17 protein-coding genes and 1 pseudogene are annotated in these 20,634 nt (G+C 36.4%); all 18 read right to left on the bottom strand.

The window, feature by feature from the left end:
* Nucleotides 1-70: 70 nt before the first annotated feature.
* Entirely contained in the window at nt 71-298 is a 228-nt protein-coding gene (locus AC0KSB_RS09845) for a hypothetical protein (RefSeq protein WP_472308763.1), read from the bottom strand.
* Between the two features lie 6 nt (nt 299-304).
* Entirely contained in the window at nt 305-1,396 is a 1,092-nt protein-coding gene (locus AC0KSB_RS09840) for a glycosyltransferase family 4 protein (protein WP_472308761.1), read from the bottom strand.
* Nucleotides 1,393-2,019 carry an acetyltransferase gene (locus AC0KSB_RS09835; RefSeq protein ID WP_472308759.1) on the bottom strand — a complete coding sequence of 209 codons (627 nt, stop codon included), beginning with the start codon at nt 2,017-2,019 and terminating at the stop codon, nt 1,393-1,395. Before AC0KSB_RS09835 ends, AC0KSB_RS09840 begins: the two co-directional genes overlap by 4 nt.
* A gap of 74 nt (nt 2,020-2,093) precedes the next feature.
* Nucleotides 2,094-2,753, bottom strand: a complete 660-nt coding sequence (locus tag AC0KSB_RS09830) for a sugar transferase (RefSeq protein ID WP_472308757.1) — start codon at nt 2,751-2,753, stop codon at nt 2,094-2,096.
* Nucleotides 2,754-2,762: 9 nt separating this feature from the next.
* Entirely contained in the window at nt 2,763-3,884 is a 1,122-nt protein-coding gene (locus AC0KSB_RS09825; protein WP_472308755.1) for a DegT/DnrJ/EryC1/StrS family aminotransferase, read from the bottom strand.
* A 346-nt stretch (nt 3,885-4,230) separates the two neighbouring features.
* Nucleotides 4,231-4,848: a winged helix-turn-helix transcriptional regulator gene (locus AC0KSB_RS09820; RefSeq protein WP_472308753.1), complete on the bottom strand. Its 618-nt coding sequence runs from the start codon at nt 4,846-4,848 to the stop codon at nt 4,231-4,233.
* A 599-nt stretch (nt 4,849-5,447) separates the two neighbouring features.
* Nucleotides 5,448-6,056 (bottom strand): SIS domain-containing protein, encoded by a 609-nt coding sequence (locus AC0KSB_RS09815; RefSeq protein ID WP_472308751.1) that lies wholly within the window; start codon nt 6,054-6,056, stop codon nt 5,448-5,450.
* 91 nt (nt 6,057-6,147) lie between these two features.
* Nucleotides 6,148-7,014, bottom strand: coding sequence for a D-psicose 3-epimerase (locus AC0KSB_RS09810; protein WP_472308749.1), 867 nt, complete (start codon nt 7,012-7,014; stop codon nt 6,148-6,150).
* 9 nt (nt 7,015-7,023) lie between these two features.
* Nucleotides 7,024-8,028: an ABC transporter permease gene (locus AC0KSB_RS09805; protein WP_472308747.1), complete on the bottom strand. Its 1,005-nt coding sequence runs from the start codon at nt 8,026-8,028 to the stop codon at nt 7,024-7,026.
* Entirely contained in the window at nt 8,025-9,044 is a 1,020-nt protein-coding gene (locus AC0KSB_RS09800; RefSeq protein ID WP_472308745.1) for an ABC transporter permease, read from the bottom strand. Before AC0KSB_RS09800 ends, AC0KSB_RS09805 begins: the two co-directional genes overlap by 4 nt.
* Nucleotides 9,045-9,064: 20 nt before the next feature.
* Entirely contained in the window at nt 9,065-10,600 is a 1,536-nt protein-coding gene (locus AC0KSB_RS09795) for a sugar ABC transporter ATP-binding protein (protein ID WP_472308743.1), read from the bottom strand.
* A 101-nt stretch (nt 10,601-10,701) separates the two neighbouring features.
* Entirely contained in the window at nt 10,702-11,853 is a 1,152-nt protein-coding gene (locus AC0KSB_RS09790) for a substrate-binding domain-containing protein (RefSeq protein WP_472308741.1), read from the bottom strand.
* Between the two features lie 154 nt (nt 11,854-12,007).
* A complete protein-coding gene (hxlB, locus tag AC0KSB_RS09785; protein ID WP_472308739.1) occupies nt 12,008-12,571 on the bottom strand; it encodes a 6-phospho-3-hexuloisomerase in 564 nt (187 codons plus the stop codon).
* 39 nt (nt 12,572-12,610) lie between these two features.
* Nucleotides 12,611-13,072 carry an RpiB/LacA/LacB family sugar-phosphate isomerase gene (locus tag AC0KSB_RS09780; protein WP_472308737.1) on the bottom strand — a complete coding sequence of 154 codons (462 nt, stop codon included), beginning with the start codon at nt 13,070-13,072 and terminating at the stop codon, nt 12,611-12,613.
* A gap of 357 nt (nt 13,073-13,429) precedes the next feature.
* Complete coding sequence (locus AC0KSB_RS09775; RefSeq protein WP_472308735.1) at nt 13,430-14,437, bottom strand: LacI family DNA-binding transcriptional regulator; 1,008 nt, start codon at nt 14,435-14,437, stop codon at nt 13,430-13,432.
* 730 nt (nt 14,438-15,167) lie between these two features.
* Nucleotides 15,168-15,257 (bottom strand): annotated as a pseudogene (locus AC0KSB_RS09770) (prepilin-type N-terminal cleavage/methylation domain-containing protein); the annotation flags it as partial.
* A 12-nt stretch (nt 15,258-15,269) separates the two neighbouring features.
* Entirely contained in the window at nt 15,270-16,643 is a 1,374-nt protein-coding gene (locus AC0KSB_RS09765; RefSeq protein ID WP_472308733.1) for an RNA-binding domain-containing protein, read from the bottom strand.
* Nucleotides 16,644-17,006: 363 nt separating this feature from the next.
* A complete protein-coding gene (locus AC0KSB_RS09760) occupies nt 17,007-20,459 on the bottom strand; it encodes a hypothetical protein (RefSeq protein ID WP_472308731.1) in 3,453 nt (1,150 codons plus the stop codon).
* Between the last annotated feature and the right edge of the window lie 175 nt (nt 20,460-20,634).

Genomic DNA, 20,634 nt, shown 5'->3' with positions numbered 1-20,634 from the left:
GATGAGAGAGAAACAGCAAGAAAAGAAGCGTTAGCAGAACGAGCAGCATACCTGCATGTTGTCACCTGATTCATGCAGATACCGGAAGACAATTTACACCAACTTTTTGGACTTGACTGTCATTCATCTTTAACCAGTTTATTTTTTCATTAAACGTTTTTGGATTTTTTATATTTAATGATTTCCCAAGCTTTAAGTAGTATGCAATTTTCAAATAATGCTTATCCGGCAGAAACCAAAACACATATACAAATAGCTTTTTAAAAAATTTATTTTTAAAAAATTTTTTATATTCCATCTACACTTACCTCACAGCTTTTTTAATTTCTTCTAAATAAGTATCAATTACTATTTTCCTGTCAAACTCCTTCTCTACTTTTGCTCTGCCAGATAAACCCATTCTTTTTTTTTCTTCATAACTTAATGATAAAAATTTCTCTATTTTTTTTATAAGATCTTTACTATTTTGTTGTTGAATCAGATATCCATTAATGCCCTCATCTACAATTTCTCTACACCCACTTCTATTAGTTGTAATAATAGGCCTTCCAGAAGCTGCACTCTCTAATAATACATTAGACATTCCTTCTGGATAATATGTTGGATGAATAGTGCAGTGTGATAACTTGTAAAATTTTCTCACATCTTTTTGCAGCCCATGATAAAATATTATTCCATTATCATTCAGAGCATTCAATTTTTCTTCATAGGCCTCTTCACAAAAGCCAATAACATGAAATTTAGTGTTTGGATACTTTTTCTTTATATATATGGCTGCCTCAATATACTGCTCAATGCCTTTTTGTCTCATAACTCTAGAAATAAACAAAAAGTTTATTGTTTCATCGCAGGGAAAATCTAATACTTTGTAATGCTGTAAGTTAACCCCTGATCCAGGGATTATTTTTTGTTTGCCTTTTATTATTCCTTTTATATTCATAAATTCAGCGTTTTCCTTATTTTGAAAAAAAACACAAGCTGCTTTTTTTAAAGCAATTTTGTATAAAAAAGTAGTTATGTTACTTAGCAAGCCCCTACTGTAAAAAGCAGATCCTAACCCAGTTATGTTTGATATGTACGGGGTCTTTGTAAATCTACACACTATTCCCCCATAAACGTTTGGTTTTATCGTATACGATAAAACCAAAGAGGGTTTAATATTGGTCAATATTTTTTTATATTTAACTATTAATTTAAAATCTACAATAGGATTTGTACCACGCCTACTAATATCTACAACTACAAATTCACAACCTAAACTAACAAGCTCTTTTACAAATTCACCATCAGGTAAGGCTATATACACTTTATTGTTCTTCAGTAATTCTTGGATTAATTCTTTTCTGAATTTATACAATCCGATATCATTATTGGCTAGTATCAAGATTTTTCTCACCTATCTACTCTCCTTGCCGGAACACCTATGTATGTTCCAGATTCAATAATGTCTTTAACAACTACAGCTCCAGCACCGATTTTGCAATCACTGCATATTTTTACATTATTACTTACAACACTACCTATTCCTAGCCATGTTCTTTCGCCAACAGAAACACCACCAGCAATTCTAACGCCGGGAGATACGTGAACATAGTCCTCGATTATGCTGTCATGATCTACACTGGAACTTGTATTAATGATACAGCCCTTACCAATTCTGCTTTCGCTGTTAATCACAGCGCCTGCCATTACTACCGTTCCATTGCCGATTTCCACACTATTACCAATAATTGCGTTAGGATGAATCAGTTTAACTACGGAAACACCTTCAACCGTCAATTTATCTTGTATTTTTTCTCTTGTATAATTATTCCCTATAGCAACAAAGACCACGTCTTCATGCTTATAATTGAAAGCATCAGAAGTTTTTCCGATGACTTCTAATCCCATCAATATTTTTATAGACTCATCATCATCTAGGAATGCTATTTTTCGCCATTTATTCATTTTTATTGCAATGTCAGCAACCACTTTACCATGTCCACTGGCACCGACAATTATAAGTTTTGATTTTACCAAGATTGCATTCCTCCTGTTCTTTTAAATGTGCTATTACAAGCAGCTTTTGATTTTATCTGTTTTAGAAGTATTTCCTATTGATTAAGCTTACTTCCTCTAAATGGCTCCATTGTTGTTGAGGTGTCAGAACTGATCCCGTCTTTTATAAAAACTTTCCTTATAGTAATCAAAATAATTTTCCAATCTCCTATAAAACTTATATTGTCAATGTAATTAATATCAAGATTGAATCTATCTTCCCAGCTAATACAATTTCGACCATTTATTTGAGCAAGACCAGATAAACCAGGCCTCACAGTGTGCCTTCTCTTTTGATGATTATTGTATAGTTCCAAATATTGAATAAGCAACGGTCTTGGCCCTACAATACTCATATCTCCTTTTATAATATTAAACAATTCTGGAAGCTCATCTAAAGAAGTAGATCTAAGTATCTTCCCGAATTTTGTTAACCTAACATTGTCTGGAAGCAACTCTCCGTTCTCATTTCTTTTATCTACCATTGTTCTAAATTTATACATAGTAAAAATTTTTTCGTTCAACCCAGGTCTGTCCTGTTTAAACAAAATAGGACTGCCTAGTTTCAGTTTAACAAGTATTGCAATTGTTATTAAAACAGGACTAAAAACAATAATTGCAAGCAAGGACAAAAAAATGTCCATCGGGCGTTTGAAAAATATTCTATATAAACCTTTTGATATTTTTATTTCGTTATCAGCTTTTCTCTCCGTCATATCTCCCACTTATTTCCATAAACATTTTATAATTTCACAAATCTTTTCAATATCTTCATCCATCATCTTCGTATCAGATGGTAAACACACACCATTTTCAAAAAGATTTTTACTTACAACCCCACCAATATAATCATACTTTTCAAAAAATGGCTGCATATGCATTGGTTTCCAAACAGGCCTTGATTCTATATTCTCAACTTCCAAGGTTTCCATTATTTTTATAGGTCGTATATTGCCTTTTAATGTTATCACACTAAGCCAATAATTTGGTTTATTCCATTCATTAATTGGCATAAAATCTATACCATCTAGCACGCCTAGCTCTCGCTTATAGTAATCAAAGATATATTTCTTTTTAGCTACTCTCTGCTCTAGTACTTTTAGTTGTCCTCTGCCAATACCGGCTACTACATTACTCATACGATAATTAAAGCCTAATTCACTGTGTTGATAGTGCCTTGCTGGATCTCTTGATTGAGTAGCCCAGAATCTTGTTTTTTTGATCTTTTCTTCGTCATCAGAAACAAGCATGCCACCTCCTGATGTAGTGATGATCTTGTTCCCATTAAAAGAAAAAACACCATATTTACCAAAAGTTCCAGTGTGTCTACCCTTATAATAGGTGCCTAAAGATTCAGCAGCATCTTCAATGACTGTGGTTTTGTACTTGTCACAAATATCCATGATTTTATCCATATCAGCAGATAATCCATATAAATGAACAACTATAACAGCTTTTACCTTGTTACCATATTTTTGAAAAGCTTGTTCTAGTGCTTCTGGTGACATGTTCCAGGTTTCATAATCACTATCTATAAATACAGGAGTAGCATTAACATAGATTATTGGATTGGCGGTAGCTGAGAAAGTAAGAGTTGGACAAAAAACAATATCGCCCTCACCGACACCGATAGCCTTAAGTGCAAGATGAATAGCTCCAGTTCCAGAAGTTAAAGCCGCTGCATTTCTTGAACCAACTTTTATAGCAAACTCTTTTTCAAACTCGTCAACATTTGGTCCTAGTGGAGCTATCCAGTTAGTGTCGAAAGCTTCTTGTATGTACTGCAATTCATAACCTTCATCACTCATATGTGGCGAAGAAAGCCAGATTTTTTTATTTTCAGACATTTGTGATTATCCTTCCTTATTTATGAATTTCTTATTTATTTCTTGACTTTTTTCTGCAACACATTGAATGTTGTATTTGAACACTCGTTCTCCACAATTTACGTTCTTTCTATTTTTTGTCATCTCACATTATGTAGCCCGTCTTGAACTATCAAGGATTCCTTTATAGTTTGATTTCTAACCCCCTCGTATTCAATGGAATTAGCATCTGAGTGAGGCTATTTTTCAAAATCTATCGAACTTCTTAGCACTACTTAATAGTTATTGAAAATACCCAGCACTATCCGGCACTACCCGGCACTATCCGGCACTATCCGGCAGTTAAAGCTATTAAAATACAAACTCACTAAAACAGTTCCATCAAACTTATTGGTGTTATATATTTTCTGTACTCTTCGCATAGTCTTTCATAGACTATATCTTGAGATAAAGAAAGGACTGCTGTTTTCCTATGTTTATTTACTTTGATCTTATTTTTCAGGTTTTCCGGACTTTCTTCCTGTTTGACTAAAACTATTGTTGCTGTCGGTTTTTTTGCTTTATACTCGGTAACTGCTTGTTTTATTATTTCTTCTAATTCATCCTCAGGACTTAGGATATAGATGTCTTCATATTGTGAATGCAGTTTTTCCAGGCTGTTAATTATGCGTTGTTTTGTTTCTTCTATTACCTGATAGTGTATTTTGACATATCTGACTGTTTTGAAGGCTTTTTCTGCTATGCCAGCTGGTGTTAACATATAGGCTATGCGGTTTGCTGGAATTAATTCCATTTTTACCAATCCCTGGCGAATCATTTTTTTTAGCAGGAGATTTACCGATCCGAGGGAGAGCCCTGCTTTTTGGGATAGTTCGCGCTGGGAAACGGTGCTGTTTGATTCAATCTCTTGCAGCAATATGTATTCTTTGTCTACCGCTGGTTGTTTTATTTTTGTTTTAGCAGTTTTATCCTGATCAGTATTCATTAAGCCCTCCGATCCTTTGTGATTTCTATCTTTTATAGTTTTCTGCTTTAGTGTTCATCTTTTGAACAGAATTATTTTATCATTTATTGTTTTATATTGCCAATGGTTTTATGCCGGGACACTCTGATAAAATAACAAAAAAGCTTAAAACTACTGTTATCACTACATCCTAGCCGAATATGAATACGACCCTTATCTGACACATGTGTCAATCAAGGTTGTTTCTTGAATCTCTGAAGCCGCCTCTAGGGCAACGAATTTCAGCAGTTGGGCTTTAAATAATGTCTGACACATGTGTCAGACACCTTTTATTCTCAAATCTTTGGGAAAGACTGATATTAGGCTTTTACCAGCGTTTAAATTATTTTATTTGAGTGTCCCTTCGTTTCGCATCACTTGCTTTATTGCAAAAAGTGTCCCTTCGTTTCGCATCGACTCGCTTTATCGACGAAGAGTGTCTCAAAAACCCGCAGTCTTGTGGCAAATCAAAGAGCCCCCGGCGGCCGAGTGTCCCTTTGACAGACGAGCAAAGAGGCGAAGATTTTTTGCTGAAACTTCGCCTCTTTAATAGATGAATTTGAAATCAAAAATGATTTTTCTTATTTTTGTATTGCTTGCTTTAGTTTTGCGCCTACAGCTCCGTGATTATGGTTGAGATAAAATAAGCGTTCGGAAAATTGCGATCCTTTTGTTAGTTCGTCGGCGATGGCGTCAAATATTGATATTATTGCTAGAATGCTGGCGGTTGGCAGCATTTTTTTGTGGTCTGATTCGATCGTATTTAGCTGTAGTACGATATCTGCTGCTTTTGCTAGTGGTGAGTCGATATTGTGTGTTATCGTTATCAGCTTGATTGACTTTTCTTTTATGGATTCGAGCAGATTTGTCAATTCTTCTGTTGCTCCGCCTTTGGAGAGCATGATCAGAACATCGCCTTCGGCGACTGAGCCAAATGCTCCGTGTGCGGCGTCGCCGGGCGAAACGTACCAGGACGGTATATTGGCAACGCAGAGCATGTGTGCGATTTTCCTGGCTGCGATTCCGGATGTGCCCATGCCCATTGTTGCAATACGGCCTTTACATTTTGCTATCATTTTGTAGATATCATTGTATGTTTGTGCATCTATCGTGTGAGCCAGATCTGCTATTTGCTCTGCATTTGCAGTCCACATTTGTTTTGCATTGCTGAAGATATCTTGATTTAACATCTTTGTTTCCTCTTTTTCCTGCGCCTTTTTCTGTGATAAAATAAGCGATTCTATATTGAATATTTGCCGTGTTTATAAAGTTCTTTTTGCTTCAATCAAGCATATATCTTTGAAATGTCAGAGCTTTTTGAGCTGCTATATCCATTTTCTCTTCATCTGCATTGTCTGAAATATCGCGCCATACCTTGATATCACTGCCTACTTCGCCGCCCATTTTGACAAAAGGTTCCATTACTACGGCGCCTTGATAGTTAATATCATGCAGTGCTTCTGCAATTTCTCTCCAGGGGGTTCTGCCTAATCCGGGTACACGTCGATTGCATTCGCCGGTATGTAGATGTCCCAGATATTTGCCTGCGGTTCTGATTGCTCCGCCTATGCTATCTTCTTCGATGTTCATATGGAAGGTATCAAGCATAACTTTCACATTGGGATTATCTACTTCTTTTACAAATTGAACTGCTTCTGCTGCTGTGTTTATCAGATAGCCCTCAAATCGGTTCAGCGATTCCAGACAGTATTCTATGCCTAATTCTTTTGCTGTTTTAGCAACTTTGGCAACGCCTTCGACACTTCTTTGCCAGTCTTCTATTTTGTTTAGCGGCTTGCTGTAGTCAACCGGCCAGTATGAGTACAGACCTCCGCCTATCAACTTGATGCCGCCTTTTTCCATGATTTGCAATAAGTTGGTAAAAAATTTCTCCGCGTTTTTTCTGATCGCCTGATCTGGTGATGCTATGTTCTGATCTTCTTTGGGTCCATAACCGCAGGTTAAAGTAATATTGTTGTCTTCTGCGCATTTTTTTAATTCTTTTATCTGTTCTGTACTGTAATTTGTAAGTGGAGCTGCTGATATTTCCATGATGTCAAAGCCTAATTTTGCGGCCTTTTTAATATAGTAAAGATAATCTGCCTGCCACTCTTTTTCCCAGTAGGCATAATAAATTCCGTGTTTCATTTGTATTCCTCACATTTTTCTAGATTTTTTCTTGTTGAGATAATGGTTTAGTACGAGCACACCAATCAGGGCAACGCCCCAGATCAGGTCGCGATAATAATTACTTATATTGGGGAACATGTTTAAGAAGGAGGATAGCACTTGCAGTATGATTACAGATACGGCTATTCCTGAAACTGAGCCGGATCCTCCATCTGGATTTATGCCACCAAGAACTGCGATCAAGATACTGGTCATGGTATAGCTTGAGCCGAAGTCTGCTTTTGCCGAATTGATTCTGGCAAGACTGATGAGACCTGCTATTGAAGATAGTATTCCTGAGATAATATAGACTTTTATCAGAATCATCTTCCTGTTTATGCCTGCGTATTCGGCGGCTTTGGGATTTGTTCCTACAAGATATGTCCTAATACCAAATTTTGTTTTGTTCATCAGCAAAGTTAAGACTATTGCTACCAGAATAAATATGATAAAAGCAAGTGGTACAAATCCGAAAAGCTGCATATTACCAATATTGGAGAAAGATGTCGGTAGTCTGCTGATGGTTGTTCCTTTGGATACTACTACTCCGATTCCCATGTAAAGCTGGAAGGTTCCCAGTGTTGCCAGCATAGGCGGGATATTAAACTGAGCGATCAGAAGACCGTTGAAAAATCCACATGTTATACCCACGGCAAAAGCTATCAGTACCGAGATAAATATATATGTTGTTTCTTGAGCTGGTGATATACCAGGCAGTATCATTGCTTTCATGAAAGTCGCTGATACGATACCGCTAAGATTGGCAATGTAGACGGTGGATAAATCTATTCCTCCGGAGATCATTGCTACACCTACACCAAGTGATAATAGTCCATATTCTACAAGCTGCTTCATAATTGACTGAATATTGGCAGAAGTCGGGAAATTATCAGGTTTTACGCTTGATGCGACTATCACTATTAAGAACAATGTCAGCAAAAGTCTTATCAGATTGCCGTCTATTTTTTTGAGAATTGATCTCTGGCTGTTCATGCTTTTACAACCCCCTTCTTTTGCCCTTGGCGTTTACTGCGATTGCTTTGCATAACAGAGATACCCGTTCCAACAATAATTATTATGCCGGTAAAAACCCGCTGCCAGTAAACTGGTATACCTATCAGAAGCAGGCTGTTTGTAACCATTACTATGAGAAAAGTGCCAAGCAATGCTCCGCGGAGTGTGCCTACACCGCCGTTCATTCTTGTACCTCCAAGAATAATAGCTGCGATTACTGTCATTTCAGCACCGGAAAATTCTGTAGGCAGATAGAACTGGGTCATAGTGGTATATGTCATTCCTGCTATGGCAGCAACGATGCCACTGGCACAAAAAACTCCGAATCTGATTGCTTTTACCGAAAAACCAGCTCTTTCTGCTGATATTTCATCTCCACCTATGGCAAAAACGCCTCTTCCTACCACAGTGAAATTAAGTATCAGATAGGCGACTATATATAAGCCAATTAGAATAAGGAAAGTAACAGGCATATTTGATCCAAGTCCTGTTTGTGCGTTTTTCACGGTAAATAACGATGATTTGCCAAAATTTTCCATGACAGCTGGCAGTTCCATTCTTTTTGCACCGAATACGCCAAGAAGAATACCGCTGAAAATGGAAGATGTTCCTAAAGTTACTATCAGACTGGGAAATTTATATCTAACTATGATAAAGCCATTAAGTGCCCCCATAAACAGACCAAAAACTCCGGCAAGGAGGAAAAGCCAAAATACCGATCCGCTATAGCCACTGTTTAAAGCGACAGTTGTTGCTCCGTAACTGCTTAATGCTGCGATCATCGGGAATGATACATCCGGCCCTGTGCTGATAAATGCCAGAAAAGCACTGATGGCATACATCGAAGGCACGATCATTGAGCGCAGCAGATCAACAATATTATTGTTGGTGAAAAACTGCCCTGATCGTATTTGTATGAAAATGCTAAGTGCGATAATTATTATCAGAACATAAAATTCTGTTTGCTTAAAAGCTCTTTTGAGTAGTTTATTCATTCTTCTTCACCCCCGGCAGCTTACATCGATGCTTCAGCCAGATTTTGCTGGCTAAGATCATTGTTTGACATTTCCCCTGTTATCTGTCCGCCTTGCATAACCAGGGCACGATTACAGGTGGAGATAATTTCAGATGAATCATCGGACACTATTATGATTGCTTTTCCCGATTCAGCCAGCACCCGCAGCAAAGCATGAATATCGTATTTTGCACCAATGTCCACACCTACAGTCGGTCCGTTAAGTATCAGTATTTCCGGCATGGTTGCCAGCCATCTGGCAAGAACAACCTTCTGCTGATTGCCGCCAGAGAGAGTCTGCACCGGTAATGAATCGTCTTTTGTCGCAATTGATATTTCCTTAATCCACCTGGCTGATTCATCTTCCAGCTTCTTATAATCAAGGCTGCCGCTTTTTTTTGAAAAGTCTGCCAGCTTTGTAACTGTGATATTACGCATGATTGATTGCGGCAGGAATAAGCCCTCAGTCAATCTATCCTCCGGCACAAGTGCAATCCCTAATTTCTGAGCTTTTACCGGATTTTTTATTTCTACCTGTTGACCTTTAACTTTTATTTTGCCGTCAGTAGGTTTAAGCATGCCAAAAAGACTCATTGCAAGTTCAGTTCTACCAGATCCTAATTGACCTGTAATACCAAGGATTTCTCCTTTTTGCAATTTGAAACTTATATCTCTAAATCCCGGAGCACATAAATTATCTACTTCCAGAACGGTTTCTCCTAAGTTGATTTGTTTGGTAGTGTTATTTTCCGGAAATTCTCTTCCTGTCATATGATAAGTGAATTTTTTCTCGTTCATTTCTGCTACAGGACAAGATATTACATTTTCACCATTTCTCAGAATTGTAATGCTGTCAGATATTTCAAAAACCTCGTCCAGCTTATGTGAAACAAATAAAATGGTAACTCCATTTGCTTTGAGATCATTGATTATGGAAAAAAGTCGATTAACTTCTTTTCTGGTCAGAGCAGTAGTTGGTTCGTCCATAATTATCAGCCGGGCATTATCAAGAAGAGCTCTTGAAATTGCGATCAGCTGTTTATCTGCCACAGGCAGAGTTTCTACCAAAGCATCCAGATCAACGTCAAAATTGATTTTACTTACAGCCTCGGCAGCAATCCTTTTAAATTCTTTTCTGTTGACTATTTTTTTCTTGTTTGCGATCACCTGATTTAATGCCAGATTTTCCAGAACAGTCATATTGGGGAAAATTGAGAAATCCTGATAAATAACCTGCACACCTGCTTTGATCGCTTCAGGTGGTGTAAGCGATGAATATTTAACTCCATCAAGCTCTACTTCGCCAGCATCAGGCTTATAAAATCCGGATATAACTTTTATCAGTGTAGATTTACCACAACCGTTCTCTCCTGCCAGACAATGCGTTTCTCCTCTTTTAATCTGAAGATCAACACCTTTTAAAGCACGAACACCGCCAAAAGATTTTTTTATATTACTTACAGAAAGAATATTATCCATTTTCTCCTGCCTTTCTTCCTGATTTTCTCTAAGATGAAAAAGAATCGCCCATCTCATTGGTCTGTTGCCTGAGATAGAAGAGAATCGCCCATCTCATCAATCTGGTGAAAAATAAGATGAGCGGAATCTCTTATATTATCTTTTCAGTTTCAGATTTATCAGAAATCGTATTCGTCCAGATTTTCTGCATTAATAGTAAGATCGCCTGAACCGGTCAGCTGATTAGTTGTACCAGCAACTATATTCATCTTTGTCCAGCCTTCAATACCTAGATCAACACCATCACCTACTGATTCTCCTCTGAGAATTTTTACCGCTAATTCACACATTGCGTATCCTGCTGCAGCTGGATCCCAAAGTTTAATCGCTCTGATTGAACCATTAGAGATATATGTGCTCAATTCATTAGGTGTACCGGTTCCTACTATTGCAACTCTATCTTCGATGCCAAGCTCCTCGGCAGCTCTAGCAAGACCAGGTGCATCAGTAGATGCTGCGCCTAAAACACCTGCTAAATCAGGATTTGCTTTATAAAGTTCTTTGGCACGTTCATATGAAACATCACGACTCTCTTCTGATTCGGCACCAGGATTCTGGTCATTAAGCAAGGTCATATTTGGATATGCTTCTTTCTGATGAGCTACTGCCGCATTCATCCAGTCCATATGCGAAGCTGATGTAGCATAACCAACCATTGTTGTGTATACGCCTTCTTCGTTCATTTCGGCAGCAAGAGCATCCATCAAAGCTGCACCAAACTGATCAGCTGTGAAAGCTTCGATGTTAAAAAGAGTATTTTCCTGTGTTGATGCTTCATGTGTTACAACAACAATTCCTCTTTCCATAGCAGCCTGCAAAGTAGGTTCCAAAGCAGCCGGATCTATAGGTACAACACAAAGAGCATCAACGCCCTGAGCCAACAAATCTTCTACAACCTGTACCTGCGAAGCAGCATCACCAGTTGCCGGACCTCTTTGAATAACATTTAGACTGGTTTCTTCTTTATACTGAAGAACGCCCTCTTCCATTCTGGCAAACCAGGCGGCAGTATTATCTTTAGTAACAACCGCTATTGTCCATTCGGACTCATCTTTATCAGATTTGAAATTAGCTGGGTCAAATAAGTCTGACGAATCATCTCCACCAGCAGGGGTTGTAGAATCATCACCTGAATTATCTGCTGTTGTTGAATTGGAATCCGCTGTAGTACCTGCTGTTGTATCTCCGGTAGAACCGCAAGCGGCAACTGAAATCAGCATAGCCAGCACCAGAATAAATGTTACAAATTTTTTCATCTTCATAGATTTCATGATTTTGTACTCCTTTCAAACTTCGACTTAAATACTTGTCTCCTTGGTTTTTTAGTTGGGTTGGTTTTTTAGTTGGGTTGTTTTTTTAGTTGGTTGAAATTTTTGTCTTGAAAAGCTTGTTGCAATTAACAATCAGCTTTTCTGGAAACTATATTTACTCTACATTTCTGTGACGACTTACCATTTCCTGTCTTGTTATCTGCATCTCTTCTCTCAGCATCATAATCAGCACATCAAATAGAATGAAAAGAGTCTGTTCAAACAGATTCCCCATTAATTGCTGCGACTTAACGAAATCACCTTTTGCCTTATAAGCTTCTGCTGGTATATTTACGATGGTGTCTGCAAGCTTAAGAATATAGCCTTCATTAGAAGCGGTTATTAAAGCAATTGTCGCTTCGCTGTTTTTAGCCATTTGGCAGATGTGATTCTCATGACCTACATCAGCAGATCCACAAGCACAGATCAACAAATCCTCCTTTCCAATAGCAGGTGTAGTATCGTCCCAGATCCAGTGAACGTTTTTGCCAAGATGCATTAGCCTCATTGCAAAAGTCCTAGCAGAAAGACCTTCTCGTCCCGCTCCAAGCACAAATATGTTCTCTTTGCTCTTGATCAGTTCCAGTAGTTCTCTCACGGTTGAATCATTGACAAGATTAAAAACCTGATTCAATTCCGCTAAGACAACACTGGAAATTTCGTTAATTCTCTGATTCATTTCGTTTCTCCTCGCGTGATTCTTTTATTTTTCTTATGATTATGGTTCAGATGTAATTTGCTCATAGTCTGAAATCAGACCCAGACCGTCATCATGATTACCGGCATATTTTGCAAATAACCAAGCTTCAATCATGCGTATTGCTTGAGGAACATCAATCATCCATGCCCCAGTGCAAAGAATATTGCCATTATTATGTTCTTTACTCATCACAGCCGGGAAAATGTCATAGCATAAAGTAGCTCTGATTCCCTTAACTTTGTTCGCAGCCATTGCCATTCCCTGACCTGTACCACAAAAAAGTAATCCGTAATCATATTTGCCAGCAGCTACCGCGTCAGCAACTTTTTTAGCAGAAATAGCATATAGTCCTTCTTTGGAAGAAAAACATCCAAAATCGTCTATGGTATAGCCTCTGCCACGCATAATAGCGAGTATCTCTTCTTTGAAATCATAAGCAGCAAGATCGCAACCTATTACTAGTTTTAATTCTGTTTCCACAATATACCTCCTAAGTTCTTATTTCGCTTCTATGTTGTTCTGTGTTGGGCTTTGTGTTGTTCTGTGTTGTTTTGGCGGGCTTCGGTGTTTTGGCTGTCTTTGTTGGCTTCGTGTGGACTTCGGTGTTTTTGCTGTCTTTGTTCGTGGAACCGGTTCCATGAATGGGAAATAAAAAAGCTTCCTATTTTTGTTTTTGCTTCTTTGTACTATTTATTTTTGTAACCGGTTCCATAGAGATCAAAAAAATTCTTTTCCCTGTTTTGCTTTTACTTTGGTCGAGTATACCTGTTTCGATGTAACTACTAATATGCATTTTGATAAAACTATGAATTTTGCTATTCTGTCTTTTCTGTCATTCTAAAGCTCTTTTATTCGCATCGGAGATTCTACTATTACTTTTTCCGGTGCTTTGTCAGGAAAAGCCATTCGCTTAATTAATAATTCCATTGCTTTTTTGCCAACTATAAAAGCGTCTCTATAAATGTAGTTGAAGTTTATAGACATTATGTCGAGAGCTTCTATTTTGTCAAAACCTATGCAGGATATATCTTTAGGTATGGATTTACCCTCCTCATACAAAGCCTTCAAAAAACCCATACTGGTAAAGTTGTTACATGTAAGCATTGCAGTCGGTGCATCAGGCATCTGCAGGCATTTTTTTGTAATCTCATATGACTTCTTCTTATCATATTCACCATCAAAAATATATTCGGGATTTACTTTTATTCCTGCATCCTTGAGAGCTTGTAGATAACCAGACTGTCTTGTTCTTGGCAAAACCCTGTCCGGCAGAGCGTTAAGCAAACCTATTTTCCTATGCCCTGCTTTTATAAAAGCCATGGTAGCGTCGTATGCGCTTTTAAAATCATCAAAGTAGACTCCATCTACATTTAAATAATCTATTTCTCTATCGACTAAAACAGTCGGAGCATGAAGTTCCTTGATTATATTAGTCAGGAAATTTCTTTCTTCTTGCGAACTATAATCAACTGCTGCTGTATAGATAAGACCTCTGATCCGTTGGTCTTTTAGCATGTTCAAAGCTTTCTTATCCTTCTCAGGAGAATCATCCGAATTGCAACAAATCATAGTAAGATTATTCGCATCGATAATTTCACTGGCTCCTTTAAGAAGTTCTCCAAAAAAAGGGTTGCTAATCTCAGGAACAATTATACCGATAGCAGAAGAGGTTCTTTTTGACAAACTCCTAGCTGTAGCAGAAGGAGAATACTTTCTTTTTTGAATAACAGCCAAAACACGTTCTCTCGTTTGTGGATCAACCGACCCTGAATCATTAAGAACACGCGATACTGTTGCTTTAGACACTTTAGCCTCAGTAGCAATATCTGTGATTGTAACTCTCAAAAGATCTCCCTCCTCTCCATTGGTATAGTGATTGTATTTCTTGTGCCGGTTATATTGTTTATGTGAGCCATAATGGTCGCTCCATTGATTCGAATCATGTTGCTTGTGCGAACCATAATGGTCGCTCCATTGATGCGAATCATATTGCTTGTGCGAACTACAACGCTCATGGAACCGGTTTCTTTATTTGAGTAGAGCTTAAGACAGAAAAGAGCTGTTGTCAAGCATTTTTTTGCGATGATTTATTATATTGTGCATAAAACATAATACAAACATTATTTTATATGGCAAAATCACCAAAAGAAAAAGCTTTCTTGCTTTGAAAATTTTTTTCAATAATATCTTTTGGCAATTACAGTTATTGGAACCGGTTCCTGTTTTGGTACAAAAGCGGGCACGTGATGTTTAATGTTAAAGGGGAAATAAATATAGAGATATTAGCAGATCTCTGGCTTGGAAAAGCTGCTGCTGCCGAAGCCGGGACACTCTGATAAAATAACAAAAAAGCTTAAAACTACTGTTATCAATACATCATAGTCTAATCTGAATACGACCCTTGTCTGACACATGTGTCAATCAAGGTTTTTTCTTGTATCTCTGAAACCGCCTCTAGGGCAACGAATTTCAGCAATTGGGCTTTAAATAATGTCTGACACATGTGTCAGACACCTTTTATTCTCAAATCTTTGGGAAAGACTGATATTAGGTTTTTACCAGCGTTTAAATTATTTTATTTGAGTGTCCCTTCTGCTAATCTTGGAGCAGCTATTACAGCAATAATTCCTAGTATTGCTATCACGATAATTAATTCTATCAAAGCAAATTCTTTTGATTATTTAACATCTTTGTCCTTAATGCTATAATGCGTATTTGTCGTTCTACCCACTCTCTCAAGAATCTCTTTACTTACCATATCTTTCAAAATCTCTCTTGCACGTCTTTCAGCGACATTCAGAACTAATTCTGCCTCTTTTGTTGTAATATGGTTCTCATTTGCCTTCAGATATTCAATAACCTTTTCTTCTTGATGTGATAACGCCGGAATATCATTAATTGCCTCAACGGCATCTATTGCTTCCCTATACAAGCTTACATCTACAAAATCGCCTTTCTCTAAAATCTCTGGTTCTTTCAAACCTCTTGCTTTACAGCTTGATTTTATTCTTCGAATACCGCTGCCCCACTGCTCGATATAGTTCAGTTCTTTAAAAATTCTGGCAATCACTTTATTTCGAATTTCTGACCTTCCTTCAAGAAGATCTGCTTGTGTAATCGTGCTAGGGAAAGCCCCCGGAGAAACAATGTTAACTATATCATCATAGATACCAACTTTGATATCTCGGCCATCATTTGAGTAATCTCGATGCACTACTGCATTAACCAGACTCTCCCTTATAGCCTCTATGGGGAGTTCATACTGATCTTCCCGTTGTAGACCTTTGATTTGGCTACCTAAGCGAATGTGATTTTTAATAAAGTTCTCTGTATTTTCAAGCTGTGTTAATAAATCACCATCATATTCTTTTCTATCCAAAAATACATCCATTGTGGTTCCTTTAAATCGACTGCATTTCATTCTAACGTGTTCAAACTTGCCAAGTAAAATCAGTAGACCATTTGATGGATATAAGATACCATTCTCTTCAATCACCAATTTAAGGTTTTTCATAGCCGACTTGTCTAATGATTTATTTACTTTAGTGAAGCGATCTAATATCGGCGAAAGATCCAAAGCATCAAAATCAACTTCTCTATTGGCTTCTTGATCATAGCTCAAGTTCATCCGTTGCCTTTCGAGCTCAAGAATGTTTTCATAACTGGCTTTTCGATTGGTAGCACCGATGCGGATATAGGTACCTTCACTCTTTCCATACTTCTTTAAATAGTATGGGAGTAGATTACCTCTATATACTTCAATCACTAAAAGCACTTTATTGTCTATTGTTGTTGTGTAAATATCTGGAAGAACATTCGGGTAACAATTGTCATAAATAACGGATGCAACCTTATCCTGCATTTCGAAAATGTCTACATCTGACTTAAGTCCAGTCACATTGCCTTGATCACTGACGCCAATAATGAGCTTGCCTCCTGCTGTGTTAGAAAAAGCAATTACTGTTTTTGCAATTGCTTGATTACCAGGTAGTTCTTCTTTAAATTCAACATTTTTCCCTTCACCACTTTGAATAGCATTCAATAAACTCATTTTAGGCCTCCTTTTATTTAATCTTCGGCACTCTTCGGCACTCTTCGGCACTCTTCGGCATTTTCTGGTATTGTAACATATTCAGAAGACTTCAACTCATCGAATTTTTCGAGTAATTACTCCAATCTACATACTGCATAACAAATTTTTTCCGGACTTTCTTCCTATTTGACTAAAACTATTGTTGCGGCTGGATTTTTTGCTTTATATTGCTAATGGTTTTAAGAATTAAATTCATATCTGTATTGAATTGATTTTATTTATCTTGTTTGCAACACTAAAAGAAGCCTGTTTCCAGGCTTCTTTTAGTGTTTATCATTATAGGTATTATCCAGTGTAAGAACAGTGTTTATTAGGCTGTTTTTATGTCTTTTGTCTTTTTACTATAGCTGATCGCGTTGTTATTATCGCAGCCATTGTTATAACTAAAATAATTATGTACATCTGAGCAGTTTTAGAGTTTTCACCTGCTTTTGTCATTTCTATAGGGTTTGTCTTAATAGTTTCTACTGCCGATGCTATTCCTGCTTCTGCTACAGGTATATCTAGTTGCAAAATTGCATATGGAGAAAAACTATCGGCTGTAAAGGTTATCCATCCATCTTTTATGACCGTTTCTAAAATTTCTACGGTTCCATTTGCTTTCATATGGGCAATTACAGTTTTTGCCGGATCATAATCATCTGGAAGAGGTATTGAAATGGTTACTTTTCCATCTATCGGCTGTACCGACTGGTTTCCTGCTATTGTTAAAAGATCTAGATCAAGTAATAATATCTTCTCAATTTTTCCTGCTTTTGTTATTCCGTTATTATTCTTTACTGCGTCTTCTAATACACGATTGATGGTTTTTTCTATTGTTTCTGCTATTTTTTTCCCTTCTTCTGTTGTTGTGTCAAGTATTTTAACAGAGAGTTTTACCGGCTCAGAATACACTGACTTATCCATTTTTGCAATAATTTCAGGTATTGATTTATCATGGTCTACTGGTAAAATTTCCTCCGTTTCAGAGATTTCAATTTCTGGTCTGCTATATTCAGTTTTTGTGCTTTTGTAAGGTGTAGTTATTAAAGTTGCACCTTTATTTGTTGTAGGCTGGGAAGGTTTTACTTCTTTTTGAACGGGAACTTCAGGCTGATTTTTATTTTCTGTTTCTGGGTTTTTAGGTTTTGTGTTTTTTTCCTCTACTGGTTTTTCTTCAATAATTCTTTGTTCTCCTATATAGAAGTTTTTATGTTCTGATGATCCACCAAAACCGTAAACAGACAAACTTATATTATAGTGTCCTGGTGCTATAATAAGCGGTTCACCATCCCAAAAGCTCTCTAAATCTATACTTACAAATCCATCTTTCATGTGACGCCTATCTGCGGCTATACTATAATATGCTTTTTGGGTTTTTACATCTTCTAGTTTTATTTGAATTATACTGTTCAAGAAGTCTTCTGACGATGTACTTATCTTTATATTGCTACCAATTTGAGTTAGTTTAATATCACTTGGATATGTCCAGTAATCAAAACTCAAAGGGATTCCTGTTTTTATCTCTAACCCTGAATAGTCATATTTATCTGTACTAAGCACTACAGAATAGATAGAAGGAATATAATACCAAATGCTGTTCACTAAATCTTTATAGCTAATTGTCGCCTCGCCAGAAGACAGATCTACAGAATTTATATAGTATTTATAATTATTAATTTTATCTATAATGTGTACTTCCTTAAAACCAGCAATATAATCTGTTATACTGTCTATTTTAATATATAAATCCCCGTTATCTTGCTGTTCGACAATTATATTGTCTGGAATTGTCGGCATTCCTAATTGCAAATCTGAAACACTTAACGATACATCTTGGTAAAAATATGCCGAGATAGTCAGATCAAGCTGATCTCCAAAGGCAAAACTGTTTTTTATAAGATTGCTATTTGCAATATATACATATTCTAAATAGTAATTATCATTTTCTTCATCAAAAGTATAAACTCTTTGAAAATCTAGAGGCAGATCTTCTCCATTATAGTGCATAATTACTTGTTTCATATTCATGAGAAAATCTTTATCATCTGAATAAAATTCAATTTTGAAGTCGTCAGTATTAACACTTGTCGTTACTTCAGCTTCTTTTAAAATCAATTCTTTGTTTATTTCAAATGATCCTTCAATATTTTCATGTCTATTTGATACTATCTGATAATCATATTCGCCTGTATCTGGAAGAACTCTTCTCACAAGATTATATGGAAGAATTATTTTATTATCTATTATTATTTGTTCGTAAAAATATGTTAAAAGAGTATAATTACCATCGATTAAAGTATATATATTTCTTACAGCGTTAACAAAGTCTTCTGCATTTTTTTCATTATCGAGATAAACCACAAGATCCCCGTCTTCATTTTCTTCAAAAATTACCTCAGAAGGATCTATTTCCAGGTAACCATTGGTGATCTCTATTGTACCTGTATAACTTTCATACCCTCCAGATTTAACTTTAATTTGATATTCTCCTGATTTGATTTTATTCTCAAAAATAAAGGATCTGAAAGTTGTATAAGGATTCCTTACTGGATCTAAATTATAAAGATGCAGCTCTGTTTCGATACCATTCTCATCTGTTAGCACAGCAACGTTTAAGTACTTAATAAATTCTTCATCGTCGCTTGCTATAGAAATTATCTGCTGTTTTTCATCATATTCTATTTGAATATCTGCAGGCACAGTTTTTGCTGAAGGTTCTGTATATGTAAAAGTTTCATCTATATAAAAAGTGCCGAAGAAAGTAGTATAAACAAAAATTTCATATTCCCCTGCAGTAATGTCCATCTGTCTGAGACGATTTTTATATTCAATAACATTATTACTGTTAATTATGTTTTTACTATCTATATGAAGGTAGTAATTAGCTGTTTCTGCATGAAAATTTATCGCATATATTGAGTCTACAACTTCTTGCTCATCTGAAATAATTTTCAAACCACCGTTGCCTAAATCTTGTATAGACAAGCTTCCAGACTCACTATAGCCTCTATCTAAAGTCATATCAAAACAAACAGGTTTATATCCTTGGTTGATTATTTTTACTTCATAATTACCTGAAGGCAATCTCATCTGACCAATTGTTTGTGCTGACATATAAATACTGTATTTAAAATCACCCTGAAAATGAGAGTATTCTTTATTTAAGTATTCAATGTTGACTACTTCACCATCTTGATAGAATTCAGCCAATAACGAGTCTGCGTTCATAATATAATTTTGAATATTTTCATGATCTTCATCAAAAAACAAGTGTACGCTTCCATCATAATAGGGAGAATCATTTTGTTTTTGTTCATATCGCTTAAGTGCAGGAGCTTCAAGAAGTTCATATGTTATTTCTAAATCTTCTTTCAAAAACCATAGCGTCTCCTGTTCTGCTCCTGTGTATTCTTCTTTAATCCTTAAAAATATTCTATAAGTTCCTTTATCCAGATTTGCGTTAACTTGAATGCCGCTTTGTGGCGTAAAAATAATTTGCAAATTATTTTCGTCTACTATAACTCCGGTTTCTTCATATTCATGATCTATATAATAATATTGATCTAAATGATCTTCACTAAGATAAATATTGATAGCATAAATTGCATCAAACTGTTCTTTTGATTCAGCCTGAAGTATCCAATTTCTATCTTCATCTACCGTTATAGATATATCTATTTCCTGTGTTATTGGAGCATTATCGTCTGCCAATATAGAAACTGGCAACAAAGATGAAATCAACATACTTACCCCAAGAATAAAAGCTACAAATATCTTTGTCTTTTTGAACATTACTAATTCCTCACTTTTCTTGTCATAAAATTTTATGTTCGTCTCTTAATGAATTAGTTATCGCAAAATATATTCCCCCCCTTACTCTGCACTTTGCATATATATTCATTAAGATACACAGATCAAGTATCAATTTATTGTTTATGATAATGTATCTTAACGAAACTAATTCATA

The sequence above is a fragment of the Ercella succinigenes genome, assembly GCF_900002895.1.
The sequence above is the reverse complement of the archived record's forward strand: the minus strand, read 5'-3'. Positions and strand labels throughout refer to the sequence as shown.

Excerpts from the sequence above, each read along its gene's own strand:
- AC0KSB_RS09845 (WP_472308763.1), bottom strand. The coding sequence starts at position 298 with ATGGAATATAAAAAATTTTTTAAAAATAAATTTTTTAAAAAGCTATTT.
- AC0KSB_RS09830 (WP_472308757.1), bottom strand. The coding sequence starts at position 2,753 with ATGACGGAGAGAAAAGCTGATAACGAAATAAAAATATCAAAAGGTTTA.
- AC0KSB_RS09825 (WP_472308755.1), bottom strand. The coding sequence starts at position 3,884 with ATGTCTGAAAATAAAAAAATCTGGCTTTCTTCGCCACATATGAGTGAT.
- AC0KSB_RS09820 (WP_472308753.1), bottom strand. The coding sequence starts at position 4,848 with ATGAATACTGATCAGGATAAAACTGCTAAAACAAAAATAAAACAACCA.
- AC0KSB_RS09815 (WP_472308751.1), bottom strand. The coding sequence starts at position 6,056 with ATGTTAAATCAAGATATCTTCAGCAATGCAAAACAAATGTGGACTGCA.
- AC0KSB_RS09810 (WP_472308749.1), bottom strand. The coding sequence starts at position 7,014 with ATGAAACACGGAATTTATTATGCCTACTGGGAAAAAGAGTGGCAGGCA.
- AC0KSB_RS09805 (WP_472308747.1), bottom strand. The coding sequence starts at position 8,028 with ATGAACAGCCAGAGATCAATTCTCAAAAAAATAGACGGCAATCTGATA.
- AC0KSB_RS09800 (WP_472308745.1), bottom strand. The coding sequence starts at position 9,044 with ATGAATAAACTACTCAAAAGAGCTTTTAAGCAAACAGAATTTTATGTT.
- AC0KSB_RS09795 (WP_472308743.1), bottom strand. The coding sequence starts at position 10,600 with ATGAGATGGGCGATTCTTTTTCATCTTAGAGAAAATCAGGAAGAAAGG.
- AC0KSB_RS09790 (WP_472308741.1), bottom strand. The coding sequence starts at position 11,853 with ATGAAATCTATGAAGATGAAAAAATTTGTAACATTTATTCTGGTGCTG.
- hxlB (WP_472308739.1), bottom strand. The coding sequence starts at position 12,571 with ATGAATCAGAGAATTAACGAAATTTCCAGTGTTGTCTTAGCGGAATTG.
- AC0KSB_RS09765 (WP_472308733.1), bottom strand. The coding sequence starts at position 16,643 with ATGAGTTTATTGAATGCTATTCAAAGTGGTGAAGGGAAAAATGTTGAA.
- AC0KSB_RS09760 (WP_472308731.1), bottom strand. The coding sequence starts at position 20,459 with ATGTTCAAAAAGACAAAGATATTTGTAGCTTTTATTCTTGGGGTAAGT.